The organism is Streptomyces sp. NBC_00986 (assembly GCF_045162565.1).
Taxonomy (GTDB): domain Bacteria; phylum Actinomycetota; class Actinomycetes; order Streptomycetales; family Streptomycetaceae; genus Streptomyces.
In genome coordinates, this window is sequence record NZ_CP108733.1 from 2,356,693 (window position 1) to 2,378,157 (window position 21,465).

Below are 21,465 nucleotides of genomic sequence, written 5' to 3' on the forward strand. Positions count from 1 at the left end.
TTGCGTTCCTCGGACGCGACCAGGCTGACCGTGCGACACCACCTGGAGACCCACCCGAGGAGCGGACGATGAGCGTCACCCACACGGAGACCGGCACGGAAGCCGGCACGGACACCGTGACCTGGAACAACAAGGCCCTCGACGAGATCGTCTCGAACGACGCCGGCCGTCCCGTCCTCTTCACCAACGCCCGGGTCCTGACGATGGACCCGTTGATCGGCACCATGACCGGCGCCGACGTCCTGCTCGTCGGCGCCCTGCTGGTCGGCGTCGGACCGGGCATCATCACGGCTGCGGGCGACGACAACGCCATCGTCGTCGACTGCACGGGCATGACGGTGGTCCCGGCGGTGGTGGACACGATCGCACTCGTCGGCGGGCGGAGCCAACGCGCCGAGTTCGTAAGGACGTTGACACCGGGGAACACGGGAGACCTGCTCGTCGTACCGGACGAGTTCGCCCCCGATGTGCAGGGTGCGGTGGCCACGTTGCTGACCCGCCCGGAGGAGGTCCGCGCCCTGGTGGCGGCGGGCAAGCCGGTCCTCTGGTCGGGCACGGACGCCCCCGGCCGCGCGACCGCCCCCGCGGCGGGCATCCCGGCCGCCCAGGACCTCACCGGCAGCCCGCACATCGGCGTCTGGATCGACGAAAACGACTTCCTGCACCAGGAGTTGACCCCGGACGGCCGCTACGACGAGACCCGCGGCGGCCGCCCGCACGCCTACGAAGGCCGCTACTGGATCGACGGCGACCGCATCGACTATCTGGACGACCTCGGGTTCTGGGCGTTCGGTGAGTTCCGGGGCGAGGAGTTGCATCACGCGGGGTATGCGATGCGGCTTGGGGGGCGGGCGTAGCGGGGGGCGGGGTGTAGCGCGGTGCCCCGGCCGGGCGCGGGCCTAGGTCGATGGCCCCGGCCGGGCCAGGCGTAGGTCGGTGCCGGGGCGCGGGCGGTCGTAGCGGGGCGGGGCCGGATCCGCGCGTCTCGGGGCAAACCCCGGCGCCTCGCACCGCCGGTCCCCGCCTGGGCGAGCCGAATCACGAACCGCCGACCACCAGGCCCGGGCGTTGGCGTTGGCGTTGGCGTTGGCGTTGGCGCAAGTCCAGATCGCCCTGGCGGATCCCCGCACACCACCGGTCCGACCCCGGCGCCTCACCCCACCAGACCCCGCCCACCCGGTCGTACCGGATCAGGAACCGCCGCTCCCCCCGAACCCCGCCCGCAACCGTGCCTCGGCCCCAGGGGCGGGTCCCGGATGCAGGTCCAGGGCCGCCAACGCCGCGCCCAGCAAGGGGGGTTCCGTGCACACCACCGGGCGGACGGTCGGGACCGCTTCCCTGAGGCGATGTTCGACGTCGTCGAGGAGGGCCTTGTGGCCGGCGGCCAACACGCTTCCGCCCAGGACGACTTCGGGGTCCGGGGCGGTGGCGAGTTGGAGGCGGCACAGGACGGTCAGCGCCATTCTCGCGATCTCCGCCGCGAGGCGTTCCACCAGTTCCGTCGCGATCTCGTCGCCCTCGTCGCGGGCCGCGAACACCGCCGGGCAGAGTTCGCTGAGGCGGAGGGCGGGGAGGTCGCCGTTGTGCAGCGCGGCGGTGACGTCGGCGACCGTCGCCAGGCCGAAGTGGTCAAGTACCGCTGTGTGTAGGGCTGTTCGAGGGCCGCGGCCGTCCTCCGCCCGTGCCGCGTGCCACAGGGCCGACGTACCCACGTCGATGCCGCCGCCCCAGTCCCCCGAGATCCTCCCCAGCGCCGCGAAGCCGGTGGTGCGCCCGTCAGGGGCCACACCGACGCAGTTGATACCGGTGCCGCACACCACGCCGACGCCCCAGGGGCGGCTGGCGCCGGCGCGCAGGACGGCGTAGGAGTCGTTGTCGACGCGCTGGGTGACCGCCCAGCGGCGGGCGCCGACGGCCTCGCGCAACGCCTTGATCTCGTACGGCAGATCGGCTCCGGCGAGGAAGGCCGTGATGCCGTCCACCTCGACGTCGGCCGCGACGCCCGCCGACGCCATCGCCTCGGCGCGCAGGGCCGCCAGTACGTCCATCGCCGCGTCCACGCCCACCGCCTGCGGGCGGAATCCGCCGCCCCGCGCGCGGCCCAGGATCGTGCCGTCCGTCCTCAACACGGCGACATCCGTCTTCGAGTTGCCGCCGTCGACCGCGAGCAGCAGGCCTGTCGTCATCAGGCCCACCACAGGTGTTCACGGTTGGCGGCGACGAGCTTCGCCGCCAACTCCTCGGCCACCTTGACCTGTCCGACGAGGGGATGCGCCAGCAAGGCCGTCGCGACCCGGTCGACCCCGCCGTGCAGGGCTGCTTCCAGGGCCAGTTCCTCGTACGCCGTCACATGCGCGATCAGCCCGGCGAACAACGGCTCTACGGCCGTGACGGGCAAGGGAGTTGCTCCCTGCGCGTCGATGCGGGACGGGACCTCGATGACGGCGTCGTCGGGGAGGAAGGGCAGGGTGCCGTTGTTGCGGACGTTGGCGACGCGGACGTCACCGGTGTCGGCGGTGAGGGCGTGCACCAACTGCACGGCGGCCTCGGAGTAGTAGGCACCGCCGCGCTTGTCCAGCAGGGCGGGCTTCCCGGTCAGGGCCGGGTCGGCGTACATCTTGAGCAAGTCGCCCTCCATCTCGGCCACTTGCTGGGCGCGGGAGGGTTCGCTCAGTTGCTCGCGCAGGACCTCGTCGTGGGCGTAGTAGTAGCGCAGGTAGTAGGAGGGAACGACGCCCAGCCTGCGGACCACGTCCAGCGGCATGCGCAGCCGGTCCGCGAGGGCCTGGCCGTGTTCGTCGAAGATGCGCGGGAGGACGTCCACGCCGTCGAGCCGCACGGCTCGTTCCCAGGTGAGGTGGTTGAGGCCGACGTGGTCCAGGGCGACGCGTTCGTGGTCGACGCCGAGCCAGTCGGCGAAGGTGCGCTGGAAGCCGATGGCGACGTTGCAGAGCCCAACTGCCTTGTGACCGGCGTCCAGCAGGGCGCGGGTGACGATGCCGACGGGGTTGGTGAAGTCGACGATCCAGGCGTTCGGGGCGCGCTTGGCGACGCGTTCGGCGAGGTCGAGGACGACCGGGACGGTGCGCAGCGCCTTGGCCAACCCGCCCGCGCCGGTGGTCTCCTGGCCGATGCAGCCGCACTCGTGCGGGAAGGTCTCGTCGACGTGCCGGGCGGCCTGGCCGCCGATGCGGAGCTGGAACAGGACCGCATCGGTGCCGTCGATGCCGGCGTCCGGGTCCGCGGTGGTGGTGATCTTCGCGGAACTCCCCTGGCGGGCCAGGATGCGGCGCGCGAACGGGGCGATGACATCGAGCCGGTCCGGGTCGGGGTCGACCAGGGCGATCTCGGTGACGGGGAGGCCCAACCGGGCGAATCCGTCGATGAGTTCGGGGGTGTACGTGGAACCGCCACCGACAACGGTGATCTTCAACCTTTGACTCCTGTCAGTGTGACGCCCTCGATGAAGGCCTTTTGCGCGAAGAAGAAGACGATGATCACCGGCGCCATCGCGATGAGGGTGGCCGCCATGGTGAGGTTCCACTGCACCGCGTGGGAGGTCTTGAAGGTCGCCAGGCCCAGGGCCAGGGTCCAGTGGGCGGGCGTCTCGCCGGTGTAGATGAGCGGGCCGTAGTAGTCGTTCCAGGCGTTGAAGAAGGAGAACAGGCCGACCGCGACGAGCGCCGGGCGCATCATCGGCAGCACCACCCTTGTGAGGACCCGGAGTTCGCCGCAGCCGTCGATGCGGGCCGCGTTGAGGTAGTCCTCGGGGACGGTGAGCAGGAACTGGCGGAGCAGGAACACCGAGAAGGCGTCCCCGAAGAGAGACGGGAGCACCAACGGCCAGATGGTGCCGGTGAGATGGAGCCGGGCCCACATCAAGTACATGGGAATGACGAGGACTTGGGGCGGCAGCATCATCATCGTGATGACGCACAGGAACGCCGTGTTGCGGCCCTTGAAGCGGAATCGGGCCAGCGCGTACGCGATCGGCACGCTGGACAGCAGGGTGGTCGCGGTGGCGGCGACGGCGTAGATCAGCGTGTTGGTGAGCCAGGTGCCGATCGGTGCGGTGCTGAAGACCGTGCGGTAGTTGGACCACTGCCAGTGGTGGGGCCACAGGCTGGTGGTGAGGGACTGGCCGTCGGTCATGAGCGAGGTCAGGAAGATGAACACGATCGGACCGATGAAGGCACAGGCCAGGCCGACGGCGACGGCGTGTTCGGCGATCCAGATCAGGGTCCTGCGGCGTCCGGCCCGGCCGCGCGCGGCCCGGTGGGGCGAGGCGGCACGGGTCTGCCGGGCGGGTGCCGGGGCGTAGGTCGTCGTCATCGTGGCGCCTCCTCGGTGGCCAGGTCCCGCGCGGTCGTGGCGACTTGCCGATGGGCGAAGGGGTACGTCATCGTGGCGCCTCCTCGATGTCGAAGCCGGAGGCGCGGCGGAGCAGGACGACGGTGAAGGCCATCGCCACCACGAAGAGCACCACGGCCAGCGCGCAGGCGTAGCCCGCGTGGAACTGGTTGAAGCCGGCGATGTAGAGCTGTTGGGGGAAGGTGAGGGTGGAGCCGTCCGGATAGCCGGGCGCGGCCTGGATGTTGCCGTTGGCGACCTGCGAGGCCACCATCGCCTGGGTGAAGTACTGGAGTCCGGCGATGACCCCGGTGACGGTCGCGAACAGCACGACCGGGGAGATCGTCGGCAGCGTGACGTAGCGGAAACGGTGCCAGGGGCCGGCGCCGTCCAGCTCGGCAGCCTCGTACAGTTCGGCGGGTACTTCGAGCAGGGCCGCCAGGAAGATGACCATCATCGTGCCGCTGCCCCACAGGGCGAGCAGGGTCAGGGCAGGTTTGGACCAGTCCGGCGAGTTGAACCAGAGCGGTCCGTGGATGCCGAGCAGACCCAGAATCCGGTTCACCGGGCCGGAGTTGGGGTTGAACATGCAGACGAAGGCGACGGTCGCGGCGACCGGCGGGGCCAGCGCGGGCAGATAGAACAGGGTGCGGAACAGGCTCGCCCCGGCCTTGAGCCGGGCAGTGACCATGGCCACGCCGAGGGCGAAGAGCACCTGCGCCGGGACCGTGATCACCACCAGCCAGGCGGTGTTGCGGACGGCGTGCCAGATCAGCGGGTCGCCGTCCAGCAGGTAGCGGTAGTTGCGCAGCCCCACGAACTGGGCCTGGGAGATCATGTTCGAGTTGGTGAAGGACAGCCAGACCGTCATCACCAGCGGGTAGATCAGGAAGACGGCGAAGCCGACCAGGCCGGGGGCCAGGAAGAGCAGCACGCGCAGCCGGTTGCGGCGCATCCGTGCTTTCAACGGGGCCGCGACGAGCGGGAGTCGAGTGATCTGCTGGGTGGTGGCCATGACGGTCACTGCCCCAGCTTGAGCGCGGCGTTGTTCTGCTTGTCGACGGCGGTCAGCCCGGCCTTCAGGTCGGGTACGCCGCCGCTCTGCCACTTCTCCACGAAGTGACCGAAGTTGGTGAGATAGGCGCCGCCGTCACCGCTCGCCGGAGTCGTGGTGGTCAGCGGATTCTTGTAAACCTCAAGGAACGGGGCGAAGTTGGGGTCCTTGGAGAGTCCGAGCGAGGGCGAGTCGAGTGCCGCCGTGGTGGTGGGGACGTTGCCGATCGCGTCGGCCAGCGAGGTGAGCGCGTCGGTGTCGGTGGTGAGGAATTTGATCAACTTCCAGGCCGCGCCCGGGTGTTTGGCGCCGCGCGGCATACCGATCACGTTGCCGCCGACGTAACCGGCGCCGTACAGCTCGGACTTGCCGTCGGCGGCCGGTACCGCGGCGGTGCCGTACTCGATCTTCGCCTTGTCGTTCTTGATGAAGGCGTTGCGCCACTCGCCGTCGATCATCATGGCCAACTTGCCGGTCTCGAAGGCGTTCTGGGCGGAGAACTCGTCGCCCATGCCCGCCTTGAAGGTGACGAGCTTCTTCGCGCCGAACCAGTCGACGAGGCTCTTCTGCCAGGTCAGCGCCTGCGCGAAAGCCGGGTCGGCGCCGACATTTGACTGGCCGTCGGCTGTGAGCCACTTGCCGCCCCAGCTGGGGACGAGGTGCTCGGTGAGCATCTCGTAGGCGCCGAGGTAGGGCATGAACCCGGCGGTCTTGATCGAGCCGTCCGCGTTGAAGGTGGTCAACTTCTTGGCGTCAGCCGCCAGTTCGGACATGGTCTTGGGCGGGGACGTTATCCCGGCCTTCGCGAAGAGCTTCTTGTTGTAGTACAGGCCGAAGGTGTCGGCGAGCCACGGCATCGTGCAGCGCTTGCCGTCGAAGGCGGTGTACGACTGGACGGCCTTCGGGATCTGGCCCATGTCGACGTGGTCGGCCTTGATGTCCGGGGTGAGGTCTTGGAACGCTCCACTGGAACACCAGCCGCCGACGTTCGCGGCGTTGAACGACGACGCCACGTCGGGCGCGGTGCCGCCGCGGATGGCCTGGTTGACCTTGTCGTCGGTCTGCGCGGCGACGGCCTTGACGGTGATGTACGGGTATTTCTTGTGGAACTTGGCCAGCACCGCGTCGACCGAGGCGATCTCGTGCGGGGAGCTGAGACCGTGCCAGAAGGTGATCGTGACCGGGGTGGTGTCGTCGGCGCCGGTGTCCGCCTTCGACGTGGCGCCGCCGGTGGTGCATGCTGCGGCCAGCAGCGCCGTTACCGCGAGCACCGACGCGGCGACGGTACGGCGGGCGGTACGGGACTCGGACATGGAACCTCCGGCGAATTCGCTTACCACTTATTGACCAGTGGGCACATGCTGGGGCACCATTTGGTCAGTGTCAAGCGAGTCCGTAGCAAGAAACTGCTGGAGATAAGCCATCAAAGCGTTACATTGCGCCCGCCGAAGTTGAGCCACTGGTAAAGAAAGTTGGTAGGAATGGTCAGCGGTGAGAGCCGTTGGGAGAAGCGGGAACGCATCCGCACCCACCTCCTCGACCTGGTCGAGGAGACCGGTCCCGGCCGTCCCCTCCCGGGCGAACGGCAGCTGTGCGAGGAGCTCGGGGTCTCCCGCCCCACCCTGCGCGCGGTGGTCGACGACTTCGTCCGTGACGGTCTGCTGGTGCGGGAGCACGGGCGCGGAGTCTTCGTGGCCCGTGCCAAGGTCGCCCAGCACCTCAGCGGTGCCGCCCCCGGGCAGGCGCAGGGTCTGGGCGTCGGCGGCGTCGACGGCACGTGGGCGAGCCGCACCCTGGACTTCAAGACCGTCGCCGCCGGACCTCGGATCGGCCGTCGGCTGGGCATCGCGCCCAGCGAGCAGATCCTGCGGATCACCCGGCTGCGGACGGTCGACGGCGACCCGATGTGCGTGGAGACCCTGCACGTGCCGCACGCGCTGGTCCCCGGACTGACCGCCCGCGACCTGGAGACGGACTCCTTCTACCGCATGCTCGGCCGGCGGTACGAGATCCTGCTGACCGACGCCGCGCAGAGCATCGAGCCGACCGTGGTCGACGAGTGGGAGGCCGAACTCCTCGGCGTCTCCGTGCACACGCCCGCCCTGCTCTTCGAACGGGCGGCGCGGGACGCGGAGGGCCGGGTCGTCGAGTTCACCCGCTCCGTCTACCGAGGCGACCGCTACCGCATCTTCACCAGGCTGTCGCTGGCCGCCCGGCCCGACGGCGGACGCGTCGTCGACGGCTCCTGGTCGGCGGCCACCACCGTCCCCGGCGCCGACACCCTGGTCTTCGACCCCTACTGGACCAACTAGCCACCCTCACCCACCAGTTCACCGCGCCGGCCCACCGGCCGACGTGGCGATCCCGCACGCCCTCCCCACCCGAAGAGACGCTCCTCCCCACCAGAAAGGACCGCTCATGTTCCGTCACGCACTCACCGTGACCGGCGTCGTGGCGTCCACGGTCACCACGCTGCTCGCCTGTACGGCCTCGGTCCCGGCCGACACCACCGCCCACCGCTCCACCACCGCCACCTCCGCCACCTCGGGCGTCCAGCTCCAGACCTGGCTCTACCCCGGGTCGACCGGCGACTCCACCTGCACCGCCAAGAGCGAGTACGCCGACAACAGGGTGAAGAACGGCGCCCTCAACCCCGAGTACTGGTCGGTCCAGAGCAACGGCTCGGTGAAACTGGAGACCACCGCCGACGGCAGCTGCAACACCTACAGCGCGGCCAACGTCGCCGACCTCAAGGCGCACTCGGCGTACCAGTACCCGACGCTCTCCGGCATGACCACCGCCGACGTCCACGCCCTGGTCAGCACCAGCAGCACCCGTACGGCGGCCGTCACCAAGGTCACCTCCCTCGTCAGCGACGCCGGGCTCAGCGGCGTCGACGTCGACCTGGAGGACTACTGGTCCTGGAGCACCGCCGACTTCACCAACTACAAGACGTTCCTGAAGCAGTTGGCCACCGCCCTGCACGCCAAGGGCAAGCGCCTCCAGGTCGACGCACCGGCGATGACCGAGGACGCCTCGTTCTACGACTACGCGGCGGTGGCCGCCACCGGCGCCGACGACGCCGTGATCATGGCGTACGACGAGGAGTTCGACACCGCGTCCGGCGCCCGCTGCCTGCCCATCAGCCCCTACGACTGGCTGAAGAAGGTCACCCAGTACGCGCAGAGCAAGATCCCCGACCCCAACCGCCTGATCATCGGCGTGCCCTCCTACGGCTACAGCGCGCCCGACCCGTGCGACCTCAACTCCGTGACGGGCAACATCCAGTTCAGCGACATGAAGAAGAGCCCCGGCTTCTCCAGCAACCCGGCCACCACAGAGAGCCGCCGGGACGCCTCCTCCGGCGAGATCCGCTGGGTCTCCGGCGGCGTCCTCTACGACTACGTCGACAGCGTCGCCATGGACCGCAAGCTCGCCGTCCTCAAGGGCCTCGGCGTCACCAAGGTCTCGGTGTGGTCGCTGGGCGGCGGGAACCCCTGGTTCTCCAACTGACCGACCTGCTCCGCCAGTTGCACTGATGCGGCGGGCACCCCAGGACTCCTGGGTGCCCGCCGCATCAACTTCCTTCACTTCGCAGGCGTGTTGAGCACGTGGTCGCGAGAGGCGCTCACCTCGGCACGCAGCTCGGGAAGATTCACGTCGAGCACCTGACCGTCCCACTTGCGCGGCTGCCCGTCGACGAACACAGCGGTGATGTTGCGCGCGTCCGATCCCAACACCAGTGTCCCGATCGGGTCGTTGAGCGGCATGTTGTTGAGATCCTCGGCCTGGACGACCAGCAGGTCCGCCTTCTTGCCGACGGTGAGCGAGCCGGTGACCTCGCCGAGGCCATTGGTCCGGGCACCCTGGAGGGTCGCGAAGTCGAGGACGTCGTACGCGGTGATGCGGGAGGGCTCGCCGCCGGTGCCGTAGGCGGCGTTGACGGCACGCATCCGCTGGATCGCGAGCAGGGCCCGCATCTGGGTGAACAGGTCGCTGGCGAGGGCGACTTCGACGTCGATGCTCAGTCCGGGACGGATGCCGACGGCGAGCGCCTCGTCCACCGCGGGGATCGCCGTCTCCAGGCCGATCTGCGCGTCCGAGGTGGGCGCGAGGGCCACTGTCGTACCGGACTCCCCCATCGCCTTCCATGCCTCGACGGTCAGCCCCGTGGAGTGGATCAGGGTGACATCGGGGCCGAGGATGCCCTGCTTCGCCCAGGACAGCACGGCTTCCGAACCGGAGGCACCGAAGACCGCGTCGACGCTGACACCGATGCCCAAGTCGGCCGCCGTACGGGCGAGTTCGGGGCCGTAGGCGAGGGCGGGTCCTGCGATCTCGTCGGTGGCGAGGGTCGCCAGGCGCAGGGTGAGGAGCTGGTCGTCGCTGCTGAAGTACTGGTCCTTGAGGCGGTTCAGGTCGGCCGGCCACTGGCGGTCCCAGTCGCCGAAGTGCGGGCCCATGGAGGCGTGGACGCCGCGGATACCGGTGTCGCGGAGGGCCTCGATCGCCGCGTCGGAGTGCTCGCGGGTACGGGAGTTGTGCGAGAAGTCGAGCACGGTGGTGATGCCGCTGTCGAGCGCGGTGAGCGCCGCGAGTCTGGTGCCGATGTACATGTCCTCGGGCCGGTAGACGGTGGCGTAACCCGCGAGCGTGGTCATCACATATCCGCCGAGGTCGTCGACGTCGGGCATGATCCGCCGCAACTGGGCTTCCCAGGCGTGCCGGTGGGTGTCGACGAGCCCGGGCGCGAGGATGGTCCCGGAGGCGTCGACGACCACCGCGCCCTCCGCTGACAGGTCCGCTCCGATCGCGGCGATGGTGTCGCCCTCGACAAGCAAGTCGCCCTGCACCGTGCCCAGTTCGGGGTCCATCGTGACGACGGTCGCGCCGGTGAACAGGATGCGCCGGCTCGGGTCGGTGGACTGACGGCGCAGCTGATCGAGAAGAGCGGCGCTGGTGGTGTCGTTGGCGTTCATGAGAGCCCCTTTTCGAATGACGTCGGGTGACGTCGGGTGGCGTGTGGTCCAAGATTCGATCCGCGCCCGTACGGCAACCAGGCCGCCGTTTCCCTAGGTGCGCCGCACCCAGGACGCCGTCCGGCACCTACGGCCGCCCCAGCCGGATCTCCTCCACGTCGAGGACCTCCTGCACGGACCGCAGGACGATGTCGTCGATACGGCCGCTGTCGCGCAGGTCGGTGAGGGCGTCGCGTTTGACCTGGAGCAGGGCGAGTTGGAGGTGCCGTACGCTCTCGCGGCGGTGCGTGGAGCCGGGTGCGGGGGCCGTGCGGTCCTCGATGTCCTGGACCATGCGCAGGGTGTCCTCCTCGGCGACCCCGTACCGCTCGGCCAGTGCGGGCATGGCGTCCAGCGCCGCACTGCTCAACCGGCAGCGGGCGAGGGTGAGTTCGGCGCTCTTGTCCTCGTCGGCCGGGAAGCGGGCCCGGCGGACCATGGCCGGCAGGGTGGGCCCGAGGAGTGTGAGGGTGACGACGATGACGACCGCGGTGATGAACACGACGGCGTCCCGCTGCCCGACGATGCGGCCCTCGGCGGTCGTCGCGGGCACGGTCAGCGCGGCGGCCAGCGAGATGGCGCCGCGCATCCCCGCCCAGGCCAACGGCAGCCGCTGCGGGGCGGTGATCCGGCGGTCCCGCTGCTGGGGGCGCCGGTCCAGGAGCCGTACCAGATAGGGCACCGAGTAGAACCAGAGCAGCCGGGTCCCGAGCACCGCGACACTCACGGCGAGGGCGGCGACCGTCGCCTGCAGGAGGGAGACCGACGTCAATGCCCGTACGGCCGCCGGGAGTTGGATGCCGACGAGGACGAACAGGGCGCCGTTCAGCAGATAACTCGCCACCTCCCAGAAGGCGACGGCCTGGATGCGGGCCTCTGACCCGATGACCCGCGGCCCGAACCAGGCGGCCACCAGACCGCAGACGACGACCGCCAACACACCGGACACATGCAGGAGTTCGGCCGGCAGATAGGCGAGGAAGGGCGTCGCGACACTCAGCACACTGTGCAGGAGCGGTTCGGGAAGCCGGCGCCTGACCGGGATGAGGAGCAGGGCGACCGCCGCGCCGATCAGGATGCCGCCGGCGTAGGACGCGACGAAGGCGAGTGCCGTGCCGGACCAGGAGAAGGGGTGTTCGTCGGTGACGACGTCGACGGTCACGGCGAGCAGGACCAGCGCGGTCCCGTCGTTCAGGAGGCTCTCGGTGCGCAGCACGGTGAGGATGCGGCGCGGCATGGCCTTGGCGACCGCGGCGACGGCCGCCGCGTCCGTCGGAGCGAGCACGGCGCCGAGGACGAAGGCGATCGGCCAGCCGTAGCCCAGCGTGTGGGCCACGACGGCGACCGCGACGGCGGTGGCGAGGACCAGGCCGGTGGACTGGAGCGCGATGCTGCGGAAGTTGTTGCGGATCTCCCGCACCGAGGAGGTCAGCGCCTCCCAGTACAGCAGGGCGGGCAGGAAGAGGAACAGGACGACGTCCGGGGACAGCGCGAACGACGAGAAGGACGGGGTCAGCCCCACGAGACACCCGACGGCGAGCAGCAGCAGGGGTTCGCTCAGGCCCGTGCGCCGCGACAGCCAGCCCATGAGCAGGACGGCGGCCGCGACGACGACGATCAGTTCGAGGCTGTCCATGGCCGTACCGGGTTACGCGCGGTACAGGACGAGGTGCTCGTGGAAGAGCACGCCGTCCCGGACGTCACCGGTGGCGGTGAAGCCGGTGTCGTCGACGTAGTCGATGTGGTCGCCGGTGACGGTGTAGCTGCCGGTGTAGGCGCTCCGCCGGTTGCCCCGGGCCTCGTCGTAGCGGCCGTTCGGGAGGAGTTCCTGCCGGATGTGCCCGTCGGCGGTGACCCACATGCCGACGAAGGGGTGCGGTGCTGCGTTCGTGTTCATGGCTCCACGCTCGCGTTCCCGCGCACGGGTAACCAGGCCACACCTCTCCTGGGTGTCCGGCACCCACCTTCAGGTGTTCAGGAAGAGGGGTTCTCCGAGGCGGGCAGGACCGGTCCAACGGCGGCGTCGAAGGCGTGGGTCACCTCGGGGGCGGTGCCGGGCAGGAGCAGGGCGCGGGCGCTGTCCTCGAAGCCCCGGTCGGTCGTCGTGAGCCGGTTGTGGTGCTGGGCGAGGTGCTCGGACCAGGTGCCGACGAGGTAGTTCTCGATGAACCGGCCGGGTTCGTTGCCGTCCTGGAAGAGGCCCCAGGTGATGGCGCCGGTACGGCGGCGGGACTGGGCGACACGGTCCATGGCGTCGATGAAGGCCGCGCTGTCGTCCGGTGCGACGCGGTACACGACGGAGACCAGTACAGGGCCGTCGGAGGGGCCGGGCACGAAGACCAGCGGCGGGGTGGGCCAGTGGTCGGAGAGGGTGGGGTCGATGCCTTCCATGCCGTAGAGCCGCCATCGGTAGAGGCTGAGCGCGCTGAGCACCATGACGGCGGCGCCGATGAGGAGGGCCGTGGTCAGGCCCAGCCCTTGCACCAGGGCGCCCCACACGGGGGCGGCGACGGCCTGGCCGCCCTGGAAGACGAGGAGGTAGACGGCGAGTCCGCGGGCCCGGACCCAGCCGGGGAGGCGGGTCTGAATCGCCGCGTTGAGGGTGGACAGGACGCCGATCCAGGCCACGCCGGCGGGGAGCAGCACGAGGACCGCGACCCACGTCACGTGAACGACGGCGAGGAGCAGCAGGACGAGGGCGAACATGAGGGCGCCTGCGGCCAAGATGCCGTTGATACCCAGGTGTTGGCGCAGCCACGGCAGCGCGAACGCGCCCGCCACCGCGCCGACCCCGACCGCGCCGAGCAGCAGGCCGTAACCGCCCGAGCCCAGCCCGAGGGAGTCTGCGGCGATGAGCGGGAGCAGGGACCACAGGGCCGCCGCGCCGGGGATGAACAGGGCGGTGCGCAGCAGGACGCGGCGGACGCCTGGAGCGTTCCAGACGTAGCGGCGGCCCGCGTACACCGCGGTCAGGAGCCGTTCCTGCTGGGCCGCGGGGACGGTGGTCTTCGGGCGGTGCCACAGCACCAGTACGGCGGCGATCCCGAGGAACGACACCGCGTTGAAGCCGAACACCCACCCCGCGCCGGCCGCCGCGACCACGACACCGCCGAGCGCGGGACCGACCGCCCGCGCCAGGTTCATGTTCACCGCGCCCAGCGCGGACGCCTGCCCCAACTGCTCCCGCTCCACCAGCTCCGGCTGGATGGCCTGCCACGACGGCCCCATCAGGGCGGTCCCGCAGCCGAGGAGGAAGGTGAGGACCAGCAGGGGTACGGCGGACAGCGCGTCCGCGAAGGCCAGCACGGTCAGTACCGCCGACACGGCGAACATCGCGAACTGCGCGACCAGCAGCAGCCCTCGCCGGTCGAAACGGTCCGCGAGCACGCCCGAGGGAAACGCCAGCAGCACGATCGGCAGACTCGAAGCCGTCTGGACCAGGGTCACCATGGTCGCCCCGTGCCCGAGCAGCAGCCACTGCGCACCGACGGTCTGCATCCAGGTGCCGATGTTCGACACGAACTGGGCGATCCACAGCGCCCGGAACACCGGCCGCCCCAACGGCGCCCAGGCCGAGCCGGACTCCGCGGTCTTCCCCGTCGTCGTACTCGCGCTCATGCTGCTGCTCCCGGAGCGAGGTGTGCGGTCGGTCGAGAAGAAGGTACGGCAGCTCAGTGCGGGTCGGGCCACCAAGCCGCCGTAAAACCGGACCGGCCGCTGGACCCGCCGTGGGACCGGTCCAGCGGCCGGTCAGAAGCAGCCGTCGAGCGGGTCGAGCGCGCCGCCGACCTGGTGCGGCACCTGCGGTACGCGCTCGAAGTCGCCGCGCCGGTCGCGCCAGGCGCGCTGCTCCTCGGAGTCGGCGGCGGCGTCCACGAAGGCACGGGCCTGCCGGGCGCCCGATGCCCCTGACGCCCTGGTCACCCCTGGTGCCCCTGTTGCCTCTGTCCTCGCCTGGAATCCGCCGAAGCGGGCGACCGGGCTCCACGCCGGGCTGATCTCCGGCAGCGGGGCGGCGATGTTCTCGTAGTCGCCGACCGCGTGCACGACCTTGCCGCCGGCCACGGTGAGCAGGGCCTCGATACGGTCGATGTCCTCGTCGGCGACGGAGAAGTAGTCGGCGGACAGCACGGCCAGGTCGCCGTACTTCCCCTCGGTGATGGTGCCCTTCACGTCGGCCTCGCCGGTGAGGTGGGCGCCCGCGGTGGTGTACATCTCCAGGGCGGTGGAACGGTCCACGCGGTTCTCGGCCGGGTAGAGGAGTGTGTCGCCGATGGTGCGGCCGGTGACCAGCCAGGACAGGGACAACCACGGGTTGTAGCTGGAGACGCGGGTGGCGTCGGTGCCGGCGGCGACCAGCAGGCCGGTGTCGCGCATGGCGCGGATCGGGGGCGCGGTCGCGGCGCGCTCGGCGCCGTAGCGGTCGATGAAGGCCTTGCCCTGGAACATCATGCGGTTCTGTACGGAGACGGCGCCGCCGAGGGCCTTGATCCGGTCCAGACTGCTCCGGCTGACGGTCTCGGCGTGGTCGAACAACCACCGTGTCCCGTCCGGGAATCCGCCGTCCGCGGCGATCTTCTCGAAGACGTCGAGGTCCTGGCGGATCGTCTCGTCGTAGGTGGCGTGGAGGCGGAATCCCCAGCCGTTGTCGAGCAGCAGCCGGGCCGCCGCGTCGAGGTCTTCCCTTGCGCGGGCGGTGAGTTGGGGACGCGGCTCGGCGAAGTTCTCGAAGTCGGCCGGGGACCAGGCAAGGTTCTCGCCGGCGCCGTTGCAGCGCAGCCACTCGTCTCCGTCACCGGGGCTGACCATGCCGATCCAGCGGCGCAGGTCGTCGAGTTCCTGCCCGGCGGTCTGCGGGAACAGGTGATAGGCGATCCGGACCGTCAACTCCCCTTGCTCCGCAAGCTCGGTGACGGCCGCGTAGTTGTCGGGGAAGTTCTGGAAACCGCCGGCCGCGTCGATGGCGCTGGTGATGCCGAAGCGGTTCAGCTCGCGCAAGTAGTGCCGGGTGGAGCCGAGTTGATCCTCGGGGGCGAGGATCGGGCCCTTGGCGAGGGTGGAGTAGAGCAGCCCGGCGGCGGGCGCGGCCAGCAGCCCACCGGTGGGGTTGCCCGCGAAGTCCCGCACGATCTCGCCACCCGGCGGATTCGGCGAGTCCCGCGTGAAGCCGACGGCCTCCAGCGCGGCCCGGTTGAGGATCGCCGACTGGTACAAGTGCAGCACGAACACAGGGGTGTCGGGCGCGGCGGCGTTCAACTCGGACACGGTCGGCAGCCGCTTCTCCGCGAACTGCTCCCCCGTCCAGCCCCCAACCACCCGCACCCACTGCCCAGTTGGCGTGCGCCCGGCCTGCTCCCGCAGCATCCGCAAGGCGGTGCGCAACGACCGTACGCCGTCCCAGCGCAGTTCGAGCAGATAGTTCAACCCGCCCCGGATGACGTGCAGATGGGAGTCGTTGAGCCCCGGGATCACACGCCGCCCGAGTGCGTCCACGACACGGGTGGCGGGGCCGATGTGCGGGGCGACGGTCGCGTCATCTCCTACGGCCGTGAAGACGCCGTCGGTGATGGCCACGGCGGACGCGGCGGGGCGGGCGGGGTCACCGGTGTGGATACGACCGTTGCGGACGACGAGCTGCGCGGGGTGCTGGACCCCGTCGTAAGGGCGTATGCCACCCACGGGCATGGTGCCCGCGGGCATGGTGCCCGCGGACATGGTGCTGCTGGACATGGAGGCTCCTCGGAGCAGGAGAGACAAGGGGAGGCGTGGGAGGTCGGTCGTCCGGCGACACCCCAGACGCTAGGTCTGCGACAATGGATCGGTCCAACACATGGTTCTGCTTGCATCGATCGCCGAAGCAGCTGGATGGAAAGTCGGGCGCGGGATGGACCTGAGGCACCTGAAGTACTTCCTCGCCGTCGCCGAGACCCGCAACTTCACGCAGGCGGCGGCCAGTTGCTATGTCGCGCAGTCCGCCCTGAGCCAGCAGATCGCCCGGCTGGAGAAGGACGTGGGCGCCCAGTTGTTCAGCCGCACCAGCCGTTCCGTACGGCTGACGGCCGCCGGGGAGCTCCTCGAACCGCTCGCCCGCCGCATCCTCGCCGACGTAGACACCGCACGGGCCGCCCTCGACGCGCTGTCCGGGCTGCGGCGCGGGCGGCTGCGCCTCGGTCTCGTCCAGACGCGGGCCTCCTCGGTCGACCTGGTCGAGGTGATGGCCGACTACCACGCCCGCTATCCCGGCATCGACTTCCACGTGACCAACGCGCCCAGCGCGGAGATGGCCGCGGCGGTCCTGACCGGGGACCTCGACATCGCGATCGTCGGTCTCGGCCCGCGGCAGATCCCGGACGGCCTCGACCACCAGGTCCTGGCGGCCGACCCGCTGGTCCTGATCGTGCCCGCGGACCACGCGCTGGCCGACGGCGGTGACGTCGTCGACCTGGCAGATCTGCCGGAGAGCCATCAGCTCATCCAGTTCACCCGGGGCAGCGGGCTGCGCCGCCAGGTGGAGGCCGCGTTCGCCCGGGCCGGAGTGGAACCCGGCCAGCACTTCCAGGTCGGCCAGATACAGGACATGATCCGGCTGGCGGCACGGGGCATCGGCGTGACGGTCGTACCGAGGTCGTCGGTGTTCCTGGACCCCGCCGTTCCGGGCAAGGGCGTCCGGGACGCCCTGCCGTACGGCGCCCGCGCGCTCCGGATCGCGGACGAGGCGGCCGTGCACACCATCTGCGCGGTCCACGACAGCAAGCGGTTGGCGCCGGCCGCGGCGGCGTTCCTGGAAGTGGTGGAACGGCACGCGGTCACGGACCAGCAGGGCGGAACCCCGGCGATCGATCGCTGATGCCGATCGCTGCGCCCGCATCCATATGTTGGACGTGACGCTTCCACGGCGCGACGCTCGGAGGAGGAAGCCGGAAGCCCGGAGACCGGAGACCGGAAATCCTCCAGCGAATGGGAGCAATGCCATGTCTGCCGTACTGCGGGACGCATGGACCACGGTCGTCCCCGACATGGAGGACCGGCACGGCCCGCTCCCTCCCCTGATGCTCGCGCTGACGGTGGTGACCGGGCTCGTGGACGCCTTCAGCTATCTCGTCCTGGGCCATGTCTTCGTCGCCAACATGACCGGCAACGTCGTCTTCTCCGGCTTCGCGATCGCCGGCGCGGCGGGCTTCTCCCTGGCCGCCTCGCTGGCGGCCCTGGCCGCGTTCGCCCTCGGCGCCCTGCTCGGCGGCCGGCTCGCGCACGGGGCCGCCGCCCACCGAGGACGGGTCCTGCACCTGGCGCTGCTGCTGGAGACGACCTTGGTCCTGGCGGCGTACGTCGTAGCCCAGGTCACGGACACCTCGCACGTGACCACGGCCGTCCAGTACTCCTTGATCGCCCTCCTCGGCCTGGCGATGGGCGTGCAGAACGCCACCGCCCGCGCCCTGGCCGTGCCCGACCTGACCACGACCGTCCTGACGCTCACCATCACCGGGGTCGCCGCGGACAGCCGCATCGCGGGCGGCAAGGGCAGCATGGTCGGCCGCCGCGTGCTCTCGGCCGGAGCGATGTTCGCCGGCGGTCTGGCCGGTGCGGTCACGGTCGAGCACGGCGGCCGGGCGCTGCCCCTGCTGTTCGCCGCGGTACTGCTGGTGGCGGCCTCGGTCACGGCGTTCGTCCTGACCCGCTCGGATGCCTCATGGACGAAGCCGCTGTGAACAGAGCCGTCGCGAGGGAAGCCGATGTGAAGGAAGCCGATGTGAAGGGCGCGTCCGCAAGTCCCCCGTGGCGGCGCACACTTCACTCCGCGCTACTCGAACTCGCCCTCACCGCGGTCATGTTGTTCGTCGTGGCGACAACGGTCCGCTGGCTGCTGGGCACCATCGACCCGGCGTCCGGCGGCTGGTGGAACACCCCGGAGGGCAGACTCCTCGCGGTGGCCCCCCTCTCCGGCTACACGGTCACCGCCGTCATGCTCTCCCCCTGGGGCCGCCTGACCGGCGGCCACATCAACCCGGCGATCACCCTCGCGATGTGGCGCTACGGCCGCACCCCGGGCCGCGATGTCGCACCGTACATCGCCGGTCAACTGACCGGTTCACTGCTCGGCATCGCGGCCGGACGACTGGTCTGGGGCCCGGTGTTCGCCTCCCCGGCTGTGGACTACGCCGTCATCCGCCCTGCCCCCGGCTGGAGTTGGGCCTCCGTCGCCCTGATCGAGACCGCCACGATGTTCGCCATCGTCGCCGTCGCCGGAATCGCCGTCTCCAGCCGCCGACTTGGGCCGTTCACCCCGTGGGCGGTCGGCACGATTATCGCCGTCCAGATCATCGCCTTCGGCACGCTGTCCGGTGGAATCGCCAACCCGGCAAGGGAGTTCGGGCCGGCGGTGTTCGCCGGGACCCCTTCCCTCCTGCCCGTCTATCTCCTCGCCCCGCCGCTCGGGTCGCTCGCGGCGACGGTCGTGGTCAACCGGGTCCATGCCAGGAAACAGCGCAGGCGCCGCTTCAGCCCGTGCGAATGATCTTCAAGGTTGTCGGCAGCACTTCGTCACCGACCGTTCTCACGGTGGACGGCACACAGGTTCACAGCTGGTCGTTGCCGGTCATCGCCGGCAAGTACCGACCGGTGGCTCCGCTGCCGAGGTGGATCGGCCGCGTGACGCGGTCACGACCTCTGCGCTGATGACCACCGGCAGGCAGAGGGATGCTCTGGCCAGCCTTTTCGCGGAAACCCTTCCGCCTGGCAGAAGCCGTCTTGCCGAGCCGTCGCCCGCGTCAGGACGCTGAGTCCAACCACGGCACGCGGGGCGACGAAGCCCCGCAGACAGGGACGGGAACGCCATGCCGCACACCACCGCCTTCGCCCGCAACCAGTGGTACGTCGCCGCCTACACCCACGAGGTCGGCCGGGACCTCCTCGGCCGGACGATCCTCGGCGAACCCCTCGTCTTCTACCGCACCGAGGACGACGGCACCGCCGTAGCGCTCCACGACCGGTGTGTGCACCGGCGTTTCCCGCTCTCCGAGAGCCGGCTCGACGGGGACCGGATCGTGTGCGGATACCACGGCTTCACCTACGACACGACGGGCAGCTGCGTGTACGTGCCGGGGCAGAAACGCATCCCCCGCACCGCCCGCGTCGCCTCCTACCCGGTGGTCGAGCAGGACGCGCTGGTCTGGGTGTGGATCGGCGACCCGGCGCTCGCGGACCCGCAGGTCATCCCCCGCGCCCCGCACCTCGCCTCCCCCGACTGGGTCACCGTCAGCGGTATGGAACCGATCGACGCCGACTACGGCCTCCTCGTCGACAACCTCCTCGACCTCTCCCACGAGACGTATCTGCACGGCGGTTACATCGGCTCCCCCGAGGTCGCCGAGACGCCGATCACCACGGAGGTCGACGAGGGCGCCGGTGTCGTACGGGTGAGCCGGCACATGGGTGACGCCGAGTGCCCGCCGTTCTATGCCAAGTCCACTGGAATACAAGGGCGGATCACCCGCTGGCAGGACATCGAGTACCACGCGCCGTGCCTGTATCTGCTGCACAGCCGTATCGCCCCGGTCGGCGTGCTCCCCGAGGCGGACGGCAGCGACCCGAACGGCTTCCACACCGAGATCACCTACGCCATCACGCCCTCGTCGGACGGCAAGGTGTACGACTTCTGGGCGGTCTCGCGCGACTGGGCCACGGACGACGCCGAGGTCACCGAGTTCCTGCGCGGCAACAACCACACCGTCGTCATGCAGGACGTGGACGCGCTCAACCTCCTTCAGAGGACGCTGGGTTCGGAGCGCGGCGGCTACCAGGAGCTGAGCATCAACATCGACACCGGTGGCCTCGCCGCCCGCCGTATCCTCGCCCGGCTGGTCGAGGAGGGCGCCAAGCCCGTGGAGAAGGTCCAGTGACCGCTCCGACCGGCGAGGTCTACCGCATCGACTGGCTGCCGGGCACCGACGTCCTGCACGGCACCTGCCACTGCGGCCGCGAGCACACGTCGCAGGACCCGATCGAGATGTGGGAGTGGATGCTCGCCCACCCCCGCGGCCACGCCGTCGACGACACACAGGGAGCCGACGCATGACCACCTACGAGACCGAACTCGTGGTAGAAGCAAGGGACTTCGCGGCCGACGGCGTCCTCGCCCTCACCCTCCGCCACCCCTTGGGCGAGCAACTCCCCACCTGGGCACCGGGCGCCCACATCGACGTCGTCCTCGGCCCCGACCTTGAGCGCCAGTACTCGCTCTGCGGCGACCCGGCGGACCGTACGTCATGGCGGATCGCCGTGCTGCGGGAGCCGGACGGGCGCGGCGGATCGGCGTACGTGCACGGGCAGTTGGAGCAGGGCGACAAAGTGCGGGTACGCGGCCCGCGCAACCACTTCCGGCTGGAGCCCGCCCCCCGCTACCGCTTCGTCGCGGGCGGCATCGGCATCACGCCCCTTCTCCCGATGCTGGCCGCGGCCGAGGCGGCGGGCGCGGAGTGGAGCCTGCTCTACGGCGGCCGCACCCGCAACTCCATAGCGTTCAGGGAGGAGTTGAGCCGCTACGGCGACCGCGTCACCGTCGCTCCGCAGGACGAGGTCGGGCTGCTCGACCTGCCCTCCGTCCTCGATGACGTTCCGGACGGCACCCTCGTCTACTGCTGCGGTCCCGGGCCGCTGCTCGACGCGGTCGAGGCACGGTGCCCCGGCGGCATCCTGCACGTCGAGCGGTTCTCACCCAAGGCCCAAGTCGCCGGCACCGACAGCGAGTTCGAGGTCGTGCTGGAGCAGAGCGGGAAGACGGTCACCGTCCCGGTGGGCGTGTCCGTGCTCGACACCGTGCGCGCCGCCGGTGTCGAAGTGCTGTTCTCCTGCACCGAGGGCACCTGCGGAACCTGCGAGACCGATGTCGTCGAAGGCACCCCGGACCACCGCGACTCAGTGCTGAGCGAGGAGGAGCGGGCGGCCGGCGAGACGATGCTCATCTGCGTCTCGCGCTGCCTGGGAAAGCGGCTCGTACTGGATCTGTGACGACGCCGGCCGGATCTGTGATGACCCCGGACGACA

20 protein-coding genes are annotated in these 21,465 nt (G+C 70.3%); 10 read left to right on the plus strand and 10 right to left on the minus strand.

The features are described from left to right. Positions 1 to 68 precede the first annotated feature (68 nt). Complete coding sequence (locus OG504_RS10330; RefSeq protein WP_405989515.1) at positions 69 to 857, plus strand: Atu4866 domain-containing protein; 789 nt, start codon at positions 69 to 71, stop codon at positions 855 to 857. A 333-nt stretch (positions 858 to 1,190) separates the two neighbouring features. Here the strand turns inward: OG504_RS10330 and OG504_RS10335 are convergent, their stop codons facing one another. The 5 genes from OG504_RS10335 to OG504_RS10355 all read right to left on the minus strand — a co-directional run bounded on the left by OG504_RS10335 (position 1,191) and on the right by OG504_RS10355 (position 6,717). Further along, positions 1,191 to 2,186, minus strand: coding sequence for an N-acetylglucosamine kinase (locus OG504_RS10335; protein ID WP_405989516.1), 996 nt, complete (start codon positions 2,184 to 2,186; stop codon positions 1,191 to 1,193). After that, positions 2,186 to 3,433, minus strand: coding sequence for a 6-phospho-beta-glucosidase (locus OG504_RS10340; RefSeq protein ID WP_405989517.1), 1,248 nt, complete (start codon positions 3,431 to 3,433; stop codon positions 2,186 to 2,188). Before OG504_RS10340 ends, OG504_RS10335 begins: the two co-directional genes overlap by 1 nt. After that, positions 3,430 to 4,332, minus strand: a complete 903-nt coding sequence (locus OG504_RS10345; protein WP_405989518.1) for a carbohydrate ABC transporter permease — start codon at positions 4,330 to 4,332, stop codon at positions 3,430 to 3,432. The genes OG504_RS10340 and OG504_RS10345 overlap by 4 nt, the downstream gene beginning before the upstream one ends. A gap of 67 nt (positions 4,333 to 4,399) precedes the next feature. Beyond that, complete coding sequence (locus tag OG504_RS10350) at positions 4,400 to 5,365, minus strand: carbohydrate ABC transporter permease (RefSeq protein ID WP_405996293.1); 966 nt, start codon at positions 5,363 to 5,365, stop codon at positions 4,400 to 4,402. Positions 5,366 to 5,370: 5 nt separating this feature from the next. Further along, complete coding sequence (locus OG504_RS10355; protein WP_405989519.1) at positions 5,371 to 6,717, minus strand: ABC transporter substrate-binding protein; 1,347 nt, start codon at positions 6,715 to 6,717, stop codon at positions 5,371 to 5,373. Positions 6,718 to 6,885: 168 nt separating this feature from the next. On the opposite strand from OG504_RS10355, the gene OG504_RS10360 reads away from it, so the two are divergent. Continuing rightward, entirely contained in the window at positions 6,886 to 7,716 is an 831-nt protein-coding gene (locus tag OG504_RS10360; RefSeq protein WP_405989520.1) for a GntR family transcriptional regulator, read from the plus strand. 106 nt (positions 7,717 to 7,822) lie between these two features. Then, positions 7,823 to 8,917: a glycosyl hydrolase family 18 protein gene (locus tag OG504_RS10365; RefSeq protein ID WP_405989521.1), complete on the plus strand. Its 1,095-nt coding sequence runs from the start codon at positions 7,823 to 7,825 to the stop codon at positions 8,915 to 8,917. A 74-nt stretch (positions 8,918 to 8,991) separates the two neighbouring features. Here the strand turns inward: OG504_RS10365 and OG504_RS10370 are convergent, their stop codons facing one another. The 4 genes from OG504_RS10370 to OG504_RS10385 form a co-directional block, all read right to left on the minus strand. After that, positions 8,992 to 10,383: an amidohydrolase family protein gene (locus tag OG504_RS10370; RefSeq protein ID WP_405989522.1), complete on the minus strand. Its 1,392-nt coding sequence runs from the start codon at positions 10,381 to 10,383 to the stop codon at positions 8,992 to 8,994. Between the two features lie 127 nt (positions 10,384 to 10,510). Further along, positions 10,511 to 12,058: a Na+/H+ antiporter gene (locus OG504_RS10375; protein WP_405989523.1), complete on the minus strand. Its 1,548-nt coding sequence runs from the start codon at positions 12,056 to 12,058 to the stop codon at positions 10,511 to 10,513. Positions 12,059 to 12,070: 12 nt separating this feature from the next. Next, positions 12,071 to 12,319: an Atu4866 domain-containing protein gene (locus OG504_RS10380; protein WP_266864405.1), complete on the minus strand. Its 249-nt coding sequence runs from the start codon at positions 12,317 to 12,319 to the stop codon at positions 12,071 to 12,073. Between the two features lie 77 nt (positions 12,320 to 12,396). Next, positions 12,397 to 13,941, minus strand: coding sequence for an MFS transporter (locus OG504_RS10385; RefSeq protein WP_405989524.1), 1,545 nt, complete (start codon positions 13,939 to 13,941; stop codon positions 12,397 to 12,399). On the opposite strand from OG504_RS10385, the gene OG504_RS10390 reads away from it, so the two are divergent. After that, positions 13,931 to 14,125, plus strand: coding sequence for a hypothetical protein (locus OG504_RS10390; RefSeq protein ID WP_405989525.1), 195 nt, complete (start codon positions 13,931 to 13,933; stop codon positions 14,123 to 14,125). The two genes, OG504_RS10385 and OG504_RS10390, sit on opposite strands and share 11 nt — an antisense overlap. Positions 14,126 to 14,172: 47 nt before the next feature. On the opposite strand, the gene OG504_RS10395 is transcribed toward OG504_RS10390, so the two are convergent. Continuing rightward, positions 14,173 to 16,152, minus strand: a complete 1,980-nt coding sequence (locus tag OG504_RS10395) for an amidohydrolase (RefSeq protein ID WP_405989526.1) — start codon at positions 16,150 to 16,152, stop codon at positions 14,173 to 14,175. A 154-nt stretch (positions 16,153 to 16,306) separates the two neighbouring features. Between OG504_RS10395 and OG504_RS10400 the strand changes: the two genes are divergently transcribed. The 6 genes from OG504_RS10400 (at position 16,307) to OG504_RS10425 (ending at position 21,429) form a co-directional block, all read left to right on the plus strand. Continuing rightward, complete coding sequence (locus OG504_RS10400) at positions 16,307 to 17,269, plus strand: LysR family transcriptional regulator (RefSeq protein ID WP_405989527.1); 963 nt, start codon at positions 16,307 to 16,309, stop codon at positions 17,267 to 17,269. Between the two features lie 124 nt (positions 17,270 to 17,393). Further along, positions 17,394 to 18,131, plus strand: coding sequence for a YoaK family protein (locus tag OG504_RS10405; protein ID WP_405989528.1), 738 nt, complete (start codon positions 17,394 to 17,396; stop codon positions 18,129 to 18,131). Beyond that, complete coding sequence (locus OG504_RS10410) at positions 18,113 to 18,937, plus strand: MIP/aquaporin family protein (protein ID WP_405989529.1); 825 nt, start codon at positions 18,113 to 18,115, stop codon at positions 18,935 to 18,937. Before OG504_RS10405 ends, OG504_RS10410 begins: the two co-directional genes overlap by 19 nt. 319 nt (positions 18,938 to 19,256) lie before the next feature. Beyond that, entirely contained in the window at positions 19,257 to 20,321 is a 1,065-nt protein-coding gene (locus OG504_RS10415) for a Rieske 2Fe-2S domain-containing protein (protein WP_405989530.1), read from the plus strand. After that, positions 20,318 to 20,497 carry a hypothetical protein gene (locus OG504_RS10420; RefSeq protein ID WP_405989531.1) on the plus strand — a complete coding sequence of 60 codons (180 nt, stop codon included), beginning with the start codon at positions 20,318 to 20,320 and terminating at the stop codon, positions 20,495 to 20,497. Before OG504_RS10415 ends, OG504_RS10420 begins: the two co-directional genes overlap by 4 nt. Next, positions 20,494 to 21,429 (plus strand): PDR/VanB family oxidoreductase, encoded by a 936-nt coding sequence (locus OG504_RS10425; RefSeq protein WP_405989532.1) that lies wholly within the window; start codon positions 20,494 to 20,496, stop codon positions 21,427 to 21,429. Before OG504_RS10420 ends, OG504_RS10425 begins: the two co-directional genes overlap by 4 nt. The last annotated feature ends 36 nt before the right edge of the window (positions 21,430 to 21,465 follow it).